The sequence below is a fragment of the Mycobacterium paraterrae genome (assembly GCF_022430545.2).
Lineage (GTDB): Bacteria > Actinomycetota > Actinomycetes > Mycobacteriales > Mycobacteriaceae > Mycobacterium > Mycobacterium paraterrae.
In genome coordinates this window covers 4,213,697-4,229,703 of the sequence record NZ_CP092488.2, presented here as the reverse complement: position 1 = coordinate 4,229,703, position 16,007 = coordinate 4,213,697, and the positions used below count along the sequence as shown (strand labels likewise).

Annotated in this window: 16 protein-coding genes; 6 read left to right on the top strand and 10 right to left on the bottom strand. The window is 67.7% G+C overall.

Features of this window, described 5'->3' with window-relative positions; genetic code table 11:
* The first annotated feature begins 172 nt into the window (after positions 1 to 172).
* Positions 173 to 799, top strand: a complete 627-nt coding sequence (locus tag MKK62_RS20560; protein ID WP_240258108.1) for a hypothetical protein — start codon at positions 173 to 175, stop codon at positions 797 to 799.
* A gap of 39 nt (positions 800 to 838) precedes the next feature.
* Here MKK62_RS20560 and ribD read toward each other — a convergent pair whose 3' ends face one another.
* Together ribD and rpe are read right to left on the bottom strand one after the other, a co-directional pair.
* The gene (gene ribD / locus MKK62_RS20555) at positions 839 to 1,864 is read right to left on the bottom strand and encodes a bifunctional diaminohydroxyphosphoribosylaminopyrimidine deaminase/5-amino-6-(5-phosphoribosylamino)uracil reductase RibD (RefSeq protein ID WP_240258109.1); all 1,026 of its coding nucleotides are present in this window, start codon (positions 1,862 to 1,864) and stop codon (positions 839 to 841) included.
* The gene (rpe, locus tag MKK62_RS20550; protein WP_434084973.1) at positions 1,861 to 2,550 is read right to left on the bottom strand and encodes a ribulose-phosphate 3-epimerase; all 690 of its coding nucleotides are present in this window, start codon (positions 2,548 to 2,550) and stop codon (positions 1,861 to 1,863) included. Before rpe ends, ribD begins: the two co-directional genes overlap by 4 nt.
* A gap of 139 nt (positions 2,551 to 2,689) precedes the next feature.
* Here rpe and MKK62_RS20545 point away from each other — a divergent pair, with 139 nt between their 5' ends.
* Entirely contained in the window at positions 2,690 to 3,493 is an 804-nt protein-coding gene (locus tag MKK62_RS20545; RefSeq protein ID WP_240258111.1) for an SHOCT domain-containing protein, read from the top strand.
* 6 nt (positions 3,494 to 3,499) lie between these two features.
* Here MKK62_RS20545 and MKK62_RS20540 read toward each other — a convergent pair whose 3' ends face one another.
* A complete protein-coding gene (locus tag MKK62_RS20540; protein ID WP_240258112.1) occupies positions 3,500 to 4,924 on the bottom strand; it encodes an RsmB/NOP family class I SAM-dependent RNA methyltransferase in 1,425 nt (474 codons plus the stop codon).
* Positions 4,921 to 5,862, bottom strand: coding sequence for a methionyl-tRNA formyltransferase (fmt, locus tag MKK62_RS20535; protein ID WP_240258113.1), 942 nt, complete (start codon positions 5,860 to 5,862; stop codon positions 4,921 to 4,923). The genes MKK62_RS20540 and fmt overlap by 4 nt, the downstream gene beginning before the upstream one ends.
* Before the next feature lie 52 nt (positions 5,863 to 5,914).
* Here fmt and MKK62_RS20530 point away from each other — a divergent pair, with 52 nt between their 5' ends.
* Positions 5,915 to 6,400 (top strand): DUF2231 domain-containing protein, encoded by a 486-nt coding sequence (locus tag MKK62_RS20530; protein ID WP_350355733.1) that lies wholly within the window; start codon positions 5,915 to 5,917, stop codon positions 6,398 to 6,400.
* Here MKK62_RS20530 and MKK62_RS20525 read toward each other — a convergent pair whose 3' ends face one another.
* The 6 genes from MKK62_RS20525 to MKK62_RS20500 all read right to left on the bottom strand — a co-directional run bounded on the left by MKK62_RS20525 (position 6,401) and on the right by MKK62_RS20500 (position 12,550).
* A complete protein-coding gene (locus MKK62_RS20525) occupies positions 6,401 to 8,356 on the bottom strand; it encodes an aconitate hydratase (protein WP_240258114.1) in 1,956 nt (651 codons plus the stop codon). It lies immediately after the preceding gene.
* A gap of 82 nt (positions 8,357 to 8,438) precedes the next feature.
* The gene (gene lpqN, locus MKK62_RS20520) at positions 8,439 to 9,131 is read right to left on the bottom strand and encodes an envelope biogenesis lipoprotein LpqN (protein ID WP_240258115.1); all 693 of its coding nucleotides are present in this window, start codon (positions 9,129 to 9,131) and stop codon (positions 8,439 to 8,441) included.
* A 187-nt stretch (positions 9,132 to 9,318) separates the two neighbouring features.
* Positions 9,319 to 9,570 carry a hypothetical protein gene (locus MKK62_RS20515; RefSeq protein ID WP_240258116.1) on the bottom strand — a complete coding sequence of 84 codons (252 nt, stop codon included), beginning with the start codon at positions 9,568 to 9,570 and terminating at the stop codon, positions 9,319 to 9,321.
* Positions 9,552 to 9,707 (bottom strand): hypothetical protein, encoded by a 156-nt coding sequence (locus MKK62_RS20510; RefSeq protein ID WP_240258117.1) that lies wholly within the window; start codon positions 9,705 to 9,707, stop codon positions 9,552 to 9,554. The genes MKK62_RS20515 and MKK62_RS20510 overlap by 19 nt, the downstream gene beginning before the upstream one ends.
* Positions 9,708 to 9,818: 111 nt before the next feature.
* Complete coding sequence (locus MKK62_RS20505; RefSeq protein ID WP_240264029.1) at positions 9,819 to 11,765, bottom strand: primosomal protein N'; 1,947 nt, start codon at positions 11,763 to 11,765, stop codon at positions 9,819 to 9,821.
* A gap of 53 nt (positions 11,766 to 11,818) precedes the next feature.
* Positions 11,819 to 12,550 carry a lysoplasmalogenase gene (locus tag MKK62_RS20500; RefSeq protein ID WP_240264030.1) on the bottom strand — a complete coding sequence of 244 codons (732 nt, stop codon included), beginning with the start codon at positions 12,548 to 12,550 and terminating at the stop codon, positions 11,819 to 11,821.
* Here MKK62_RS20500 and MKK62_RS20495 point away from each other — a divergent pair.
* The 3 genes from MKK62_RS20495 to MKK62_RS20485 are packed head-to-tail and all read left to right on the top strand — an operon-like array spanning position 12,549 to position 16,005.
* Entirely contained in the window at positions 12,549 to 13,499 is a 951-nt protein-coding gene (locus MKK62_RS20495) for an alpha/beta hydrolase (protein WP_240258118.1), read from the top strand. The genes MKK62_RS20500 and MKK62_RS20495 overlap by 2 nt on opposite strands.
* Positions 13,500 to 13,503: 4 nt before the next feature.
* Positions 13,504 to 14,466, top strand: a complete 963-nt coding sequence (locus MKK62_RS20490) for an alpha/beta hydrolase (RefSeq protein WP_240258119.1) — start codon at positions 13,504 to 13,506, stop codon at positions 14,464 to 14,466.
* Positions 14,467 to 14,517: 51 nt separating this feature from the next.
* Positions 14,518 to 16,005 carry a flavin-containing monooxygenase gene (locus MKK62_RS20485; RefSeq protein ID WP_240258120.1) on the top strand — a complete coding sequence of 496 codons (1,488 nt, stop codon included), beginning with the start codon at positions 14,518 to 14,520 and terminating at the stop codon, positions 16,003 to 16,005.
* Positions 16,006 to 16,007: the final 2 nt, after the last annotated feature.

Below are 16,007 nucleotides of genomic sequence, written 5' to 3'. Positions count from 1 at the left end.
AAAGATCGGAACTGCCTTGCATAGAACGTAAACAATGCGTAAATGACTGCCACTCATATCGCGCAATATCGCGCCTCGATATGTGACTGTCAGCTACTATTCCGACAACCCGATAACGTCCCACATCGAACACCGCACGGGCGGGCGGGCCACTCGGCGAAGGAGCGCATCGATGAAAACTCCAGTGATCGCGGTCGCGGGCCTGACCGCATCCGCCGTGCTGTTAGGGCTATCGGCAACCGGTTGCAGTAGTAAGTCGGACAAGCCGGCGTCGACGTCATCGACGGCCTCGGCCACTGCCAAGAACTCTTCCAGCTCCGAACCGAGTCCGGCGGCGGCCGAGTCGGGTGGTTACGCCAAACTGTTGATCAAGCCCGAGGACATCGCGCTGCCGGGCGACACCTTCTCCGCCGCGCCGCCGACCGAGAACCCGAACGAAAAGTCCGGTGTAGCAACCGTTTTCAGTAACCAGAGCGACACCCGCGAGATCGGTGACACGATCATGATCCTGCCCGATTCGGCGGGCGCCGCAACCGCCTTGGACGGCGCGAAATCGGCGCTGGGCAGCAGCGTGACAGGCGGGGAGCCCCAACCAGCGGCGGTCGGCGAAGGCGGCACGATCGTGCAGGGCACCTCGCCGGACGGCTCGAAGTCGGTCACAGTGTTGCTGTTCACCGAAGGCAAAGCCTTTGTCACGCTTGAGTTCGACGGCAAGACGGACGACCCGGTGCCGCCCGCGTTTGCCGCTGACATCGGCCAGAAGCAGGACGCCGCGATCAAGAGCGGCCTGGCCGGCTGACCAGCTTGGTGCCGCGATTCCGGGACAGCGCTTAGCGCTTTATCGCGGCACCAAGCTCAGCACCAGGTCCGGGCCGACGCGCTCGACACCGTCATAGCGCCAGCGCAGGGCGCGGGCGATGCTGGGCACGCCAACATCGTCGACCGCGGTGATCGGACCGCCGAGCAGGATCGGCGCGACATAGGCCAAGATCCGGTCGATAGCCCCGGCGCGCAGGAACGCCCCGGCAAGTGTCGGGCCGCCTTCCAGCAGCACGTCGGTCCGATCGGACAACGCCCTGAGCACTTCCGCCGGATCACGGGTGCGGATCACCATGGTGCGCGAATCGTCGTTGAGAACCTTTGCTTCCGAAGGTATCTCGCGCATTCCCACGACAACCCGCATCGGCTGACGGTCCGCGAGACCGCCGTCGGCAAGCCGGGCCGTCAACGTCGGATCGTCGATAAGGACCGTGCCGGTGCCCACGACAATCGCGTCCGCCGTTGCCCGGCGACGGTGTACGTCGGCGCGCGCGGACTCGCTGGTGATCCACTGGCTGGAGCCGTCCGCGGCGGCGCTGCGGCCGTCGATGCTGGTGGCGTACTTCCACGTCACGTGGGGCAATCCGGTGCGCTGCTTGTGTAACCATTCGCGTAGCGGTCCGGCCGTCACCAAGTCGGCCCCTACGTCGCTCACGACGTGCACCCCAGCGGCGGCCAACCGTGCCGCGCCGCCCGCGGCCGCGGGATTCGGATCGCTCACCGCGTACACCACCGTCGCAACGCCCGCCGCGATCAGTGCGTCGACGCATGGCGGGGTCTTGCCGTGGTGGTTACACGGCTCCAGGGTGACGACAGCCGTGCCGCCGGTCGCCAGCTGCCCCGCCCGGCGCAAGGCCATCACCTCGGCATGCGCACTACCGGTCCGCTGGGTGCCGCCGACCCCAACGACCCGGCCGTCACGATCCAGGATCACGGCGCCGACCGGCGGGTTCGGATAGGTCTTGCCCTTGACCAGATTGGCTTGCTCGACCGCCAACTGCATGGCGGAGTCGTAACCCACGGACGTTGCCGCCGGGTTGCTCATCGGCGCAGATGCGGTGAGACCGCGCCAGCCTGTCGCCGCAACGCCTCGACTGCTGCGGCAGGGTCGTCGGCGCCATAGACCGCCGAGCCGGCGACGAAGCAGTCGACACCGGCCTCGGCGGCCTGTTCGATGGTGTCGGCGTTGATGCCGCCGTCGATCTCGACCAGGATCGTCAATTCGCCGGAGTCGACAAGTTTGCGCACCTCGCGCACCTTGCTGAGCACTTCGGGGATGAATTTCTGACCGCCGAAGCCGGGCTCGACCGACATCACCAGGAATGTGTCGAAATTTTTGAGGATGTCCAGGTACGGGTTTAGCGGGGTGCCCGGTTTGATGCTCAAACCCGCTTTGGCGCCGGCGGCGCGGATGTCGCGGGCCACGCTGACCGGGTTGTCGGTCGCCTCGGCGTGGAAAGTGACGTTGTAGGCCCCTGCCTCGGCGTACGGCGGCGCCCACCGGTCGGGGTCTTCGATCATCAGGTGGCAATCCATTGGGATGTCGGTGGCAGCCAACAGGCTCTCTACCACCGGCAGACCGAGGGTCAGGTTCGGCACGAAATGCGCATCCATGACGTCGACGTGCAGCCAGTCCGCGCCTTCGACGTCGGCGGCCGCGTCAGCCAGCCGAGCGAAATCGGCGGCGAGAATCGACGGGGCGATCAGTGGTCGGTCGGTCGTGCCTGACATGAACGTCACCTTACTGGGAGCCGACCCCACCCACGACGCGCGTCGAATGTCGTGGAAGGGAGACTTCGTGGCGGTGTGTCCTGGCGGGCGTGGTGGATTTGCGTAACCTCGAGTTGTCGACGACTGCAAAGGATCTGCCATGACGAAGGCAACGGTTACGCCCGACGCGGAAAGGGCCATCGACGAGATCGCCCAGCGCTACCAATTGTCCCGCCAAGCCGTGCTGGCGATGCTGTTCGCCGTCGACGCCGGTGGTCGAACCATGGCGCAATTCAACATCCCTGAACTCGGCGGCTCGGGACAGTGGATGCGCGGCGGCATGACGATGGTCGGCGACATGTTCAACAACGCGCTGAAGGCTCGAGTCGACGCGTTGTGCGGCGAGCTCGCCGAGTTGCTGACCACGACCACGGTGTTTCCCGCCTCGCCGGCAAGCGCAGCGGGTGGATTCACGTCCGCCAACTGGTGGCCGGCAGAGCTGGGCGTTCCGAGTGCGACCGGAGCCCAAAACGAGGCACGGTACGCGATCTTTCCCAACACCCGGCGGCTCGCACTTCAGATCAACGGTGTGACAAGGGTTTACGACACCGGCGAACACCGGATCGGCGGAGTGCAGCAACAACAAGGAAGCGGAGTCGGCTCAGTGGCTTTCACCAGTCAGCTCGGCACCTTCGCAGTCACCACGCTCCCAGAATTGGGCGACCAGCAAGTGCACGAGACTCCCGTCGCAGCGCCCACACCGCAACACCAGTCCCAGTCCCAGTCCAGCCCGACGCCACCGGCCGCAGCGCCCACTCCCGTCGCATCGCCGGAACCGCAGAGCTCTGCTGATGCGAACGCCATCGTGGCTGCCATCGAGTCGCTGGCCGGACTGCATCAACGCGGCATCCTGTCGGACGAAGAATTCGCCGCGAAGAAGGCAGAACTACTCGCCCGGCTGTGACATCGGTCAGTCGTCTGACTTGACCAAAGCCGCGGCGAACATGGCGTCGGTGCCGTGGCGATGCGGCCAGAGCTGAACATAGGGACCGTCGCCCAGGTCGTTCAGCCCCGGGAACAGCGGACGGGTGTCCAACGCGGACACCGGGTATCGGCGCAACGCATCGCCGACGACGCCGACCGTCTCGGCGAGGTGGGGCGAACAGGTGGCGTACAGAATTACGCCGCCCGGGCGGGTGAGCGCTATCGCGGCCGCCAGCAATTCCCGTTGCAGCCTTGTCAGCGGCGGGACGTCGGACGGCTGACGCCTCCACCGGGCGTCGGGGCGGCGCCGTAACGCACCCAAACCGGTACACGGCGCATCGACGAGCACCCGGTCGAAACCCGCGTCGAGTCCGCTGCTGCGACCGTCGACCTGCAGGACCTCGACCGGCAGGCCACGGGTGTTCTCGACGACCAGCTCGGCACGGTGCGGAGCCGGCTCCACCGCGGTGACTCGCGCCCCGGATTCGGCCGCCAATGCGCCCAGCAGCGCCGTCTTGCCACCCGGGCCCGCGCACAGGTCCAGCCATCGGCCGCCGTCGTCGGCCACGGGCGCCAAAGTCATTGCGCGGGCGACCAATTGGCTACCTTCGTCCTGGACCAGCGCCTGTCCGTCGCGTACCGCCGCAAGCTGCGCGGGGTCGCCGGCGGGCAGGTACACCGCATAGGGCGAGAATCGGCCGACGCTGCCGTCGACCGCCGACGCCAAATCCCCCGCGGTCAAGACGCCGGGTCGGGCCGCCAAATGCACCTGCGGCCGAGCGTCATCGGCGGCCAGGGCCGCACCGAGTTCTCCTGCGGCGCCACCCAACGCGTCGACGAACGACTGGGCGATCCAGCGCGGGTGGGCGTGCATGAATGCGGCATGCCCGATCGGGTCGGCCGATTCGGCGGGTGCCAGCTCCTCGAGCCAGGACGCCTCGTCGCGAGTGCTGATCGTGCGGAGTACGCCGTTGACGAAACCTGCTCGTGCCGAATCGAATTCGATCCCGGCTTGTTCGACCGTGGTAGAGACGGCGGCGTGCGCGTCGACGCGGGTGCGTAGCAACTGATAGGTGCCGAGCCGCAGCAGGTCGAGCAGCACCGGATCGATGGTGTCAGGGGACCTGTCAGCGGCGGCACCGATGACCGCGTCCAGCAATCCCCGGATGCGACTGCTGCCGTACGTCAATTCGGTCGCGAAGGCGGCATCACGACCGCTGATCCCGCGCTCGCGCAACAGAACCGGCAGTAGCAGGTTCGGGTAGGCGTCGCGTTCGCGCACCGCCCGCAGCACATCGAAGGCGGCCCGTCGTGCCGGATCCAGGGGCTTGCGCCTCGGCGGCCGCGGCGAACGCTGCGCATTCCGACTTCCCGGCCGATCGCGGTGCGGCTTATCACGCGGCGGGTTCATGACGCCCGCACCGAAGGTTCGAGACGCGCTCCCCTGGCCCAATCCACGGCGTTCATCGGCTTCTTCCCCGGCGCCTGCACCTGTCCGAGTCGCACCGCCTGCGACGCCGTGCCGATTCGAACGCTGCGACGATCGACGTGAATGTCGCCGGGTGACAACGGCTTCGGCAGACTCTGGCTGTCGGTGTCGAGATATACCGGGCCGAGCTTAACCCGCAGATCCCCGATCAGGGTCCAGGCACCGGGATTGGGTGTGACGGCACGGATGCGGCGTTCCACGACTTCGGCCGGCAGGTCCCACCGCACCCGCGCCTGTTCGACAGTGATCTTCGGCGCCACGCTCACGCCGTCGGTGGGCTGCGGCACCGGCGTCAGCGACCCGTCGGCGATACCGTCCAGGGTCGTGGACAACAGCGCCGCACCCGAAACCGAAAGGCGGTCAAGTAGATCCCCTGCGGTGTCGATCGGGCGCACTGACTCCGTGACCACCCCGTAGACCGGGCCCGAGTCAAGGCCGGACTCGATCCGGAACGTCGTCGCGCCGGTGACGGTGTCGCCGGCGGCGATGGCCGCCTGCACCGGAGCCGCGCCGCGCCAAGCCGGCAGCAGCGAGAAGTGCAGATTGACCCAGCCGTGGGTGGGAACCGCCAGCAGGTCGTCGCGCAGCAGCGCGCCGAAGGCCACCACCGGACAGCACTCCGGCTCCAGCGCCGTCAATTCGGCGACGAACTCGGCGGAATTGGGCCGCTCCGGTCGCAGGACCGGGATGCCGTGCTCCAGGGCGAGGCCGGCCACCGGCGACGGCTTCGGCGTGCCGTGCCGACCTGAAGCAGCGTCCGGCCGGGTCAATACCGCGACCACGTCGTGGCGTGGCGAGTCGATCAGACTACGCAGCGCGGGCAGCGCGGGCTCGGGTGTTCCGGCAAAGACAAGACGCACCGGCACAGTGTAGGAAGTAGTCGCGGCCGACTGACGAGCTAGGGAGCGCGCAATGACATTGACCACGATCGCGGGACTGCCCGCGCATGTGCTCCTGGTACACGCTCTGGTGGTGCTGGCTCCGCTGACCGCGCTGCTGGAGATCCTGTGCGCGCTGCGGCGCGCCGCCCGCCGGCACCTGGTGTGGCTGGTTCTTGCCCTGGCTGCCGTGACGGCCGTGCTGACACCGGTCACCGCGAATGCCGGCGGTTGGCTCTACGACCGTGAACGCCATCACCGCGACATTTTGAATGTCCATGCCGATCGCGGCGGCGAGATGATCTATTTCTCGATTGCGTTACTCGCGGTTGCTGTCTTACTGGCCGCGCTTCACCGTCGTGAGGTTCGCGCGTCCTCGCCGGGACGGGGTCTCGGCATCGTGGTCGCCCTCATCACGATCGTCGTCGGGTCGGCGTCCGTCGTCCAGGTGGTCCGCATCGGCGACTCGGGCGCCCGGTCGGTGTGGGCGAACGAGCTGACCAAATCGGACAAGCCCTAGCTACTGCTCTCCCTCGGCAAGGCGCGGGATGAGCCCACCGGCCAAGACATCCTTGACTTGCCGCGGTGAAAGCCGATGGCGCACAGTAAAAGACGTATCCTTGGCGACGTTGTCGACCTGCAAGGTGTCTGTCTCGGCGAGTGTGTCGCGGATGCCCTTGATGCGCAGTGTGTCGTCCTGCTCGATGTCGTCGTAGTCGTCGGGATTCTCGAACTCGAGTGCCAGTACCCCGAAATTGGCGAGGTTCTGCCAGTGGATACGCGCGAACGACTTGGCGATCACGACCGACAGCCCGAGGTGCCGCGGTGCGATTGCCGCGTGCTCCCGCGACGAGCCTTGCCCATAGTTGTCGCCGCCCACGATGATGTGGCCGGTCTCTTCTGCTTCCCTCGCCCGTTCGGGATACGACTCGTCGATCTGGGTGAAGCTGAATTCCGCGAGCTTGGGAATGTTCGACCGGTAGGGAAGCGCCCGGGCGCCCGCCGGCGAGATCTCGTCGGTGGAGATGTTGTCGCCGACCTTGAGCAGCACCGGCGCCTCGATCTCGTTGGGTAACGGCGGAAGGTCGGGCAGGCTGGAGACGTTGGGCCCCTTGACCGGTTCGACCTTCTTCGCCTCGGCTTCCTCCAACGGCGGCACCAGCATCGCGGTGTTCACCGCGGACTGGCGCGGCAGGTCCAGGTTCGGGTAGTCGACGCCGTTGTCATGCGCCCAGTCGCGCGGATCGGTGATCACCCCCGTCAACGCCGATGCGGCGGCGGTCTCCGGTGAGCACAGCCACACCGAATCCTCCTTGGTGCCGGAGCGACCGGGAAAGTTGCGCGGCATCGTCCGCAGCGAGTTCCGACCAGTCGCCGGCGCCTGACCCATGCCGATGCAACCCATGCATCCCGCCTGATGAATGCGGGCGCCGCTGATCACCAAATCCGTTGTGGCGCCCATCTTCGTCAGATCGGTCAGGATCTCGCGCGACGTCGGGTTCACGTCGAGACTGACGCTCGGCGATGTCTGCCGGCCGGCGACCATCGCCGCGACGATCGCGAAATCACGCAGGCCGGGGTTGGCGCTCGATCCGACCACTGCCTGTGCGATCTCTTCGCCGGCCACCTCGCGCACCGGCACCACGTTGCCCGGCGACGACGGCTTGGCGATCAACGGCTCGATCTGGGACAGGTCGATCTCTTCGTCGATGTCGTACTCCGCATCCTTGTCGGCGAGCAACTCCACCCAGTCGTCCTCACGGTCCTCGGCGCGCAGGAATTCGCGTACCACCTCGTCACTCGGGAAAACCGTTGTGGTGGCGCCGAGTTCGGCACCCATATTCGCGATGACGTGGCGATCCATCGCCGACAGCTTCGCCAGGCCCGGGCCGTAATACTCGATAATCCGGTTGACCCCGCCCTTGACATCGTGACGACGCAACATTTCCAGGATCACATCTTTGGCCGAACACCACTGCGGCAGTTCGCCTTCGAGCTTGACGCCCCATACTTCCGGCATCCGGATGTGGAGCGGACGGCCGCTGATCGCCAGTGCGACCTCCAAGCCGCCGACACCGATCGCCAGCATGCCGAGCGAACCGGCTGCCGGGGTGTGCGAATCCGATCCGACCATCGTTTTGCCGGGAATTCCGAACCTCTGCATGTGTGTCGGATGCGAGACGCCGTTGCCCGGTTTGGAGAACCACAGACCGAACCGCTGCGCGGCGGTGCGCAAATATTCGTGGTCCTCGGCGTTCTTTTCGTCGGTCTGCAACAGGTTATGGTCCACGTACTGCACGCTCACCTCGGTGCGCGCACGGTCAAGTCCCAGCGCCTCGAGTTCCTGCATCACCAGCGTGCCCGTCGCATCCTGGGTCAGCGTCTGATCGATGCGGATGGCGATTTCCTCACCCGGCGTCATCTCGCCGGATTCCAGATGCGACTCGATCAACTTACGAGTGACGTTAAGAGGCATGGCGACCGTCCTCGGTGACGTAGGTCAAACGACACCTTGGCGTACCCCGATACCGCCCTGACCATGCGCGGCCGGGCGTCACTCACGGGGTGATGGTGGTCTTCTCGTCGATGGTGACGGTCGCCGGCATCGCCTTCTCGACCTGGTCGGGCAGGGCGTCGGCGTTGAGCTCCAGCAGGTAGATCACGTCGTCCTTGCCGTTGATGACCACGACCTTGTCCGCAACGGCCTTCACCGTGCCGTCCTGCGTCCACGTGCCGCCGATCTGGAAGGCTGGGAAGCCACCGAGGTTGTCCTCGGTGCCGTCACCGTGGGCTTTGAAACCGGGCAGGTTCTTGGTCGAACCGGCGGCGAGTTCGATCAGCTTCTGTGGGTCGACGTCGCCCTCGAGCTTGGACAGCGTCGCCACGATGCTGGGTGTGTACTTGGCGGCCTCCGGGCCGTTGTCGACGACGGCCCAGTACGCGGTCGGCGGCGTGTCCGGTCCGGCGTCAGCCCAGCCGTTCGGGATCGGGAAGTTGATCGTGGGTGCGCCCGGATCGCCCCGATGCACCGGGGTGGCGTTGATGTGCGCGTCGTTGAAGTAGCCGGCGATGGTCGGGTTCGGGCCGTTTGCGGTGATGCGGGGCGCCACCTTCGGTTGCGGCTTGGCGCTCGCCGAGGCGGACGTGTTGGTCGGCGCGTTCTTTTCGCTGGGCTGCGTGCCGCACCCCGCCAGCCCGATCGACGTCGCGAGTATTGCGACGGCTGCCCCGGCGATGGCTGTCCGCTTCATTGCACTGGCTCCTGTCGATCGATCGGCGCTGTCCGGACCCAGCCTAAAGGGCCGTGTTCGCCGGCCACGATCTACGGGATTGTGCCGATGTTTCGTTTCGCGGCCACTGCACGCTGACGGGGCCGACCTCGAGATTCCGCGCGGCGCTGGAAGGCGAAGCGGCAGAATATGTCTCCGCGTGCGGGGGCTATTCCATCAGTTCGCGGCGATCGAAGCTATCGTGGGTCACCCGCCACGACGCGAATCCGTCCCCTGCGACGTGCAGCGTGATCTCTGGATCGCAGGCGCATTCCTCGACATGATGTGGCTGCACATCGTCGAGCGGGACGATGTGGATTTCGCGAGACCCGATCCAGCCCGTCCACCACCGATTGCCTGGACAGGCACAGCCGAGCTCGGTGCAGTGGACGGGGTCGATGATCACGCCGACCGTGGCCACGCGTCGATGTACTGGTCCATGACCGCGTGCCATTGCATAGCCCGGACCTCGTCGCCGGCCGCGCGGGCTTGCTTCAGGTGTTCGCCTACGAAGACGAGGCAGCGCCCAATGCGCGCGGTATTTGCCGTCGTTGCCATCTCTGACCTCCCTCGACACGGGAAACAAGACCGGTTGGCGTCATTGGCGCGCGGCCAGCATTCGCATCGTCGCACGGAGAACGCAGGATTTCACGCCGACACACTCTGCGCCTAGCCGATGTGCAGCGGGTCGATCTGCACCCGGACCGGCTCGCTGGTTTGACGGGCGCTGACCACCGCGACTCCCCGCCGCAACTCCCCCGCCAGCGCCAAACCCTGACTGCGCTTGACCCGCAACAACATTCGGCTCACCGGCTCGTCGGCAGCCACGCCGGGTGGTCGGCGCACGCCCGGCGGCAACGGCGCCGGGCCGAGCACTTCGGCGGTATCCGGCAACCGGATCTCGTCGAGCAGCGCCGCTACCGCCGCACCGGCACCGTCCAGCGCAGCCATGTGCGCACAGGGCGGCAGCGCAACCTCGGCGCGGGCGGCCAGCTCCGCGTCGGCATGGCCGACCGGATCCCAGCGGATCAGCGCCTGCACGGTCGGCACCGACGCCTCGGCCACCACGGCCACCACCCCGCCTTCCTCGCGGGACCGAACCAACGCCGCGGCGGCCATCCACCGCCGCAGCGTGTCTTCGGCCGCGCGCAGATCCTGCCGGCCCAGCAGCGCCCAGCTGTCCAGCAGCAGCGCCGCCCCGTAACCGCTCGCCGCGCGAGGTTCAGCGCCGGGCGTAGCCACTACCAGCGCCGGTCGAGCGTCGACCTGCGACACCACCGCCTCACCCGCCGACGTGATCACCGTCGTGCCCGCGAACGCGCGACCCAGCTCCTCGGCGGTGCGCCGGGCGCCCACCACGACCGCGCGCACTGCCTCGGACCCGCAGGCGCTGCACCGCAGGGCGGCGTCGGCGCGGCCGCACCAGCGGCAGACCGGCGCCGTCCCCGCCCGATCGTCAAGCGACAGTGGGCCGGTGCAATGCCGGCAGCGGGCGATCGTCCGGCACCGCGCACACGCCAGTGCGGGGATGTAGCCGCGCCGCGGCACCTGCACCAGCACCGGTGCGCCGGCCTGCAGCGCCGACCGGGCCGCGCGCAGCGCGACCGAGGGCAACCTGGCCGTGCGCGCCGCCGGGTCGCGCTCGTCCGCGTACCCCCCGTCGTCGAGGGCCACCACTCGGGGGGCCCGTGCGCGCACCACCGGCCGCGCCGCGACGACGTCGTGCGCCCACCCGCTGCGCACCAGCGCCTGCGACTCCGCGGTGCGGGCGTACCCGCCGATTACTGCGGCACAACGTGTTTGGTGGGCGCGAAGCATCGCCACCTCGCGCGCATGCGGGTACGGGGCCCGCGGCTCGGCCAACGTGTCGTCTCCGTCGTCCCAGACCATCACCAAGCCGAGGTCGTGCACCGGCGCGAAAACCGCGCTGCGGGTGCCGATGACAAGTCGCGCACTGCCTCGCAGCGCCGCCAGCCAGCGCCGGTAGCGTGCGGACGGACCCAGGCCCGCCGACAGGGCGACCACCAAGGCGTCGTCGAGCAACGCCGTCGCCGCCAGCCACATGGCGTCCACATCGCGCTGGTCCGGGACGATCGCCAACACCCCCCGGCCGGTCCGCACGGTCTGCGCGGCAGCCTCGGCGAAACGGTCGGCCCACGACTCGCCCGGCAGCGCCTGCCACACCGCGCGTGCGGCGCGGGCCTCGGCCAACGCCGTCAGGAACTGGCCCCCGCTGCCATAGACTTCCCACCGGGCCCGGTCGACTTCGTTGATAACCAAAGATGCTGTCGCCGTTGGTATTTCGGCCTCCACCTTGGCATGCCGGGGTGGCACCGCAAGCCGCAACACGTCGGCGCGGGTACCGGCGTAGCGGGCCGCAACCGCGTCGACCAATCGACGGATCTCCGGGGTGAGCACCGCCTCGGCCGAGACCACACGCTCAAGCCACGCCAGCTTGCCGACATGATCGGTGTTGGTGCGGCGCTCCAGGATGAACCCGTCGACGAGGCGACCGTGAAAGCGAAGTCGCACCCGCACACCGGGTTGCGCGTCGTCGGATTGCTCCTCGGACACCAGATAGTCGAACTCACGATCCAGATGCGGCACCGACAACATCGGCAACACGCGAGCAATCGGCTCGAATGCGGCGGCCTGCCGGGTCCGGGTGGTCACTCCGCTGGTGTAGCAGACGCCGTCGACATCCGGCCGAAGAAGAAGCCGGCGGTGATCAACACCTGTGCCGCCGCGTATGTCCACCAAATCGGCACCGCCAGCGTCTCACTGTCCAGCACGAACCGGCTGACACCGATCATCGCGTCCGACCACGCGAAGCACACCGCACCCACCGCCGTCCACCGCGTGGGCAGCTCCGCCAGCAGAGCTGCTGACACCATCGCCGCCAGCACTGCCATGTAGACGGTCACCGGAACCGTCATGCCCTCGCGGTCCAACCGGGGCCAGAACCAGGTCAGCAGGGTCACGCACAGCGCCCAGATCAGCGCGACGGGGAGCCAGCGCCCACGCGGCCGGCCGGACCGCCGGGCGATTGGCACCAGCGCCCCCAGGAAACACAAGTGCGCCAACAGGAATGCGGCCAGCCCGAACACAAATGACGGCGCCCACCACGGGACGGCCAACAGCGCGTCTCCGACGGCGGAGAGCAGCAACGCCGGCATCAGCCAGCGCCGTTCGCGGACATCCGGATGCGCCGCCGCCGCCAGCGCCAACAACAGCGCCATCGATGCCTTGAACGCGGGCTGGGGGCCCCAGACCCCCGTCAGTTCGGCACCCGGCGGCAGCCTCAACGCCACGATGGTCAGGAACACGCCGTAGGCCAAGCCCGCCCAGCCGCCGGCGACCCAGGCGCCCAGCATGACCCGCGGTGCGTACGGTGTCTGCATGCCTAGCGTCGACGACCCTGGTTCCGCCATCGATCCCATCCTGCAGAAGGTACTGGACGCGGTCCCGTTCCGGTTATCCGCGGACGACGGTGTCGCGGCGGCCAGGGCGGCGCTGCGGGACCTGCCGCGGCGCAGCTTCTACCCAGAATTGCGGGTGGAGGATCGCGCCATCGACGGGCCGGCCGGGCCGATCAACATCCGGATCTACTGGCCGCCAACCGATGACGCCGCACCCCCGGTGGTGATGTTCTTCCACGGTGGTGGCTTCGTCGTAGGCGACTTGGACACCCACGACGGCACGGCCCGTCAGCACGCCGTCGGCGCCGAGGCCGTCGTGGTGTCGGTGGACTACCGGTTGGCGCCCGAGCATCCCTACCCCGCCGCGATCGACGATGCCTGGGCCGCAACGCAATGGGTGGCCGGGCACGGCGACGAGCTCGGCGCCGACACAAGTCGGCTTGCGGTGGCCGGAGATTCGGCGGGCGGCAACATTTCTGCCGTCATCGCGCAGCGGTCGCGGGACGAGGGCGGCCCCCCAATTGCGTTCCAGCTGTTGTGGTATCCGGCGACACTGTGGGACTCGTCGCTGCCGTCCTTCCGTGAGAACGCTGACGCGGCGGTGCTGGACAGCGCCGCGGTCGCCGCGTTCAGCCGCTACTACGCGGGCGAGATTGACCTGTTCAATCCCCCGGTCGGCATGGCGCCGGGCCGGGCCGCCAACCTGGCCGACCTCCCCGCCGCCTACATCGCCGTCGCCGGCCACGATCCCCTGCGCGACGACGGAGCCCGCTACGGCGAGTTGCTGGCCGCCGCCGGCGTTCCGGTCGAGGTGCACAATGCGACGTCGATGGTGCACGGCTACCTCGGCTATGCCGGAGTGGTACCCGCCGCCACCGAGGCGATGGATCGCGGGTTGGCCGCCCTGCGCAAGGCGCTCCACGTACGGTGAGTCCATGACGGACCCGATCATCACCCGACCGCAGATCGACCCGACGCTGAAGGCGTTGGTCGACGCGTTTCCGATGACCTTCAAGGCCTCTGACGGCGTCGAAGTCGCCCGCGCCCGGCTGCGGCAGCTGAAGGCGCCGCCGGAGATGCTGCCGGATCTGCGAATCGAAGACCGCACGGTCGGCCAGGGTGACGTGCCGGTGCGCATCTACTGGCCGCCGGGTTCGTCGGTTGAAGAGCACGGCAAACTGCCGATCGTCGTGTTCTATCACGGCGGAGGCTTTGCGCTCGGCGACCTGGATACCCACGACCCGGTCGCTCGCGCCCACGCCGTCGGCGCCGACGCCATCGTGGTCTCGGTCGACTACCGGCTCGCGCCCGAACACCCGTTTCCGGCTGGGCTCGACGACTGCTGGGCCGCGCTGCAGTGGGTCGCCGAGCACGCCGCCGAGCTGGGAGGCGACCCCGATCGAATCGCGGTCGCCGGTGACTCAGCGGGCGGCAACCTGGCCGCAGTGGTCGCCCAGCGCGCTCGCGACGAGGGTGGCCCGGCACTCGTCTTCCAGTTGCTGTGGTACCCCACGATCACCGCCGACTTGTCGCTGCCGTCGTTCACCGAGAACGCCGACGCGCCGATCCTGGACCGCGACGTCATCGACGCCTTCCTGCACTGGTACATCCCCGGTACGGACATCAGCGACCCGAAAGCCCTTCCGGCGACGCTCGCGCCCTGCAACGCGGCCGACCTCTCCGGCCTGCCGCCGGCGTTCATCGGCAGCGCCGAGCACGATCCGCTCCGCGACGACGCCGCCCTCTACGCCAAGCTGCTCAACGACGCGGGCGTGCCCGCCGAGCTGAGCAACGAGGGCACGCTGGTGCACGGTTACGTCAGCTTTGCGTTGATCATCCCGGCCGCCGCGGAGGCAACCGAACGCGGTCTGGCCGCCCTGAAGAGGGCACTGCACTAGATACGCGGTACCGTCGGTATCGACTGACCGCCTGTAGCGATGGAGGTACCGGTGACCAGTGACCGGCCCGACTACCACTGCCTGATCGTCGGCGCGGGATTCTCCGGCATCGGCGCTGGGATCAAGCTCGACCGCGAAGGCTTCGGTGACTACCTCATCGTCGAGGCCGGCGACGAGGTCGGCGGGACCTGGTATTGGAATACCTATCCCGGCATCGCCGTCGACATCCCGTCGGCGTCCTACCAATTCTCGTTCGAGCAGCGGCCGGACTGGTCGCGCACCTATGCGCATGGCGGCGAACTGAAGGCCTACGCCGAACATTGCGCCGACAAATACGGCCTTCGGCCCAAAATCCGATTCGGCACCACAGTGGTGTCCGCCGAGTTCGACGACGAGCGCTCGTTGTGGCGCGTGCAGTTGAACCCCGGCGGGGAAGTGACGGCGCGGTTCGTCTACAACGGCAGCGGTGTGCTCACCGTGCCGAAGCCGCCGGACATCGACGGCGTCGACTCCTTCGCCGGGGAGATAGTGCACACCGCCCGCTGGGACCACAACCTCGATTTGCGTGGCAAACGGGTCGCGGTGATCGGCACCGGCGCCTCGGCGGTACAGCTGATCCCGCAGATCGCGCCGATCGTCGAGCAGCTCACCGTTTTTCAGCGCACCCCGATCTGGTGCTTCCCGAAGTTCGACGTGCCGTTGCCCACTCCTGCGCATTGGGCACTCCGCCTGCCCGGCGCCAAGACCCTGCAGCGGCTGATCACCCAGACTTACGTCGAGGTGACCTTCCCGCTGCCGGCCCAGTACTTCACCGTCTATCCGTTGGCCCGGTGGATGGAATCCCTCGGTCGCGCGTACCTTCGGCTCAAGGTGAGGGATCCCCTTGTGCGCCAACAACTTACGCCTAATTACGCGATCGGCTGCAAACGTCCGGGGTTTCACAACAGCTACCTGTCTACCTACAACCGCGACAATGTTCGTTTGGTTACGCAGCCCATCGACAAGGTCACACCGTCGGCGGTGGCTACCACCGACGGCACCAACCACGAGATCGATGTGTTGGTGCTGGCCACCGGTTTCCACGTGTTCGAAGCCGACAGCACGCCGACCTTCTCGGTCACCGGCAGCGGCGGGCGGTCACTGCAGGAGTTCTGGGAAGAGAACAGGGCGCAGGCCTACGAGGGCACGGCGATCCCCGGCTTCCCGAACTTCTTCTCCACGATGGGCCCGTACGGATATGTCGGGTCGTCGTATTTCGCTTTGATCGAAGCGCAGACGCATCACATGGTGCGGTGCATGAAACGGGCGCAGCAGCGCGGCGCCCGTCGCGTCGAGATCAGCGAGGAAGCCAATGCCCGCTATTTCGCCGAGCAGTTGCGCCGCCGCGACAAGCAGGTCTTCTGGCAACCAAGCTGCCAGGCGGCCAACAGCTACTACTTCGACAAGAACGGCGACGTGGCACTGCGGCCCGCGCATACGTTCGAAGTCTATTGGCGCAGCAGACGTTTCGACCTCGACGACTACCGCTTCACGGCCTGACA

Excerpts from the sequence above, each read along its gene's own strand:
- MKK62_RS20500 (WP_240264030.1), bottom strand. The coding sequence starts at position 12,550 with ATGCAGACACCGTACGCACCGCGGGTCATGCTGGGCGCCTGGGTCGCC.
- ribD (WP_240258109.1), bottom strand. The coding sequence starts at position 1,864 with ATGAGCAACCCGGCGGCAACGTCCGTGGGTTACGACTCCGCCATGCAG.
- MKK62_RS20495 (WP_240258118.1), top strand. The coding sequence starts at position 12,549 with ATGCCTAGCGTCGACGACCCTGGTTCCGCCATCGATCCCATCCTGCAG.
- MKK62_RS20525 (WP_240258114.1), bottom strand. The coding sequence starts at position 8,356 with ATGCCTCTTAACGTCACTCGTAAGTTGATCGAGTCGCATCTGGAATCC.
- MKK62_RS20505 (WP_240264029.1), bottom strand. The coding sequence starts at position 11,765 with ATGTTGTCGGTGCCGCATCTGGATCGTGAGTTCGACTATCTGGTGTCC.
- MKK62_RS20540 (WP_240258112.1), bottom strand. The coding sequence starts at position 4,924 with ATGAACCCGCCGCGTGATAAGCCGCACCGCGATCGGCCGGGAAGTCGG.
- MKK62_RS20530 (WP_350355733.1), top strand. The coding sequence starts at position 5,915 with ATGACATTGACCACGATCGCGGGACTGCCCGCGCATGTGCTCCTGGTA.
- lpqN (WP_240258115.1), bottom strand. The coding sequence starts at position 9,131 with ATGAAGCGGACAGCCATCGCCGGGGCAGCCGTCGCAATACTCGCGACG.
- rpe (WP_434084973.1), bottom strand. The coding sequence starts at position 2,550 with ATGTCAGGCACGACCGACCGACCACTGATCGCCCCGTCGATTCTCGCC.
- MKK62_RS20490 (WP_240258119.1), top strand. The coding sequence starts at position 13,504 with ATGACGGACCCGATCATCACCCGACCGCAGATCGACCCGACGCTGAAG.
- MKK62_RS20510 (WP_240258117.1), bottom strand. The coding sequence starts at position 9,707 with ATGGCAACGACGGCAAATACCGCGCGCATTGGGCGCTGCCTCGTCTTC.
- MKK62_RS20560 (WP_240258108.1), top strand. The coding sequence starts at position 173 with ATGAAAACTCCAGTGATCGCGGTCGCGGGCCTGACCGCATCCGCCGTG.
- MKK62_RS20545 (WP_240258111.1), top strand. The coding sequence starts at position 2,690 with ATGACGAAGGCAACGGTTACGCCCGACGCGGAAAGGGCCATCGACGAG.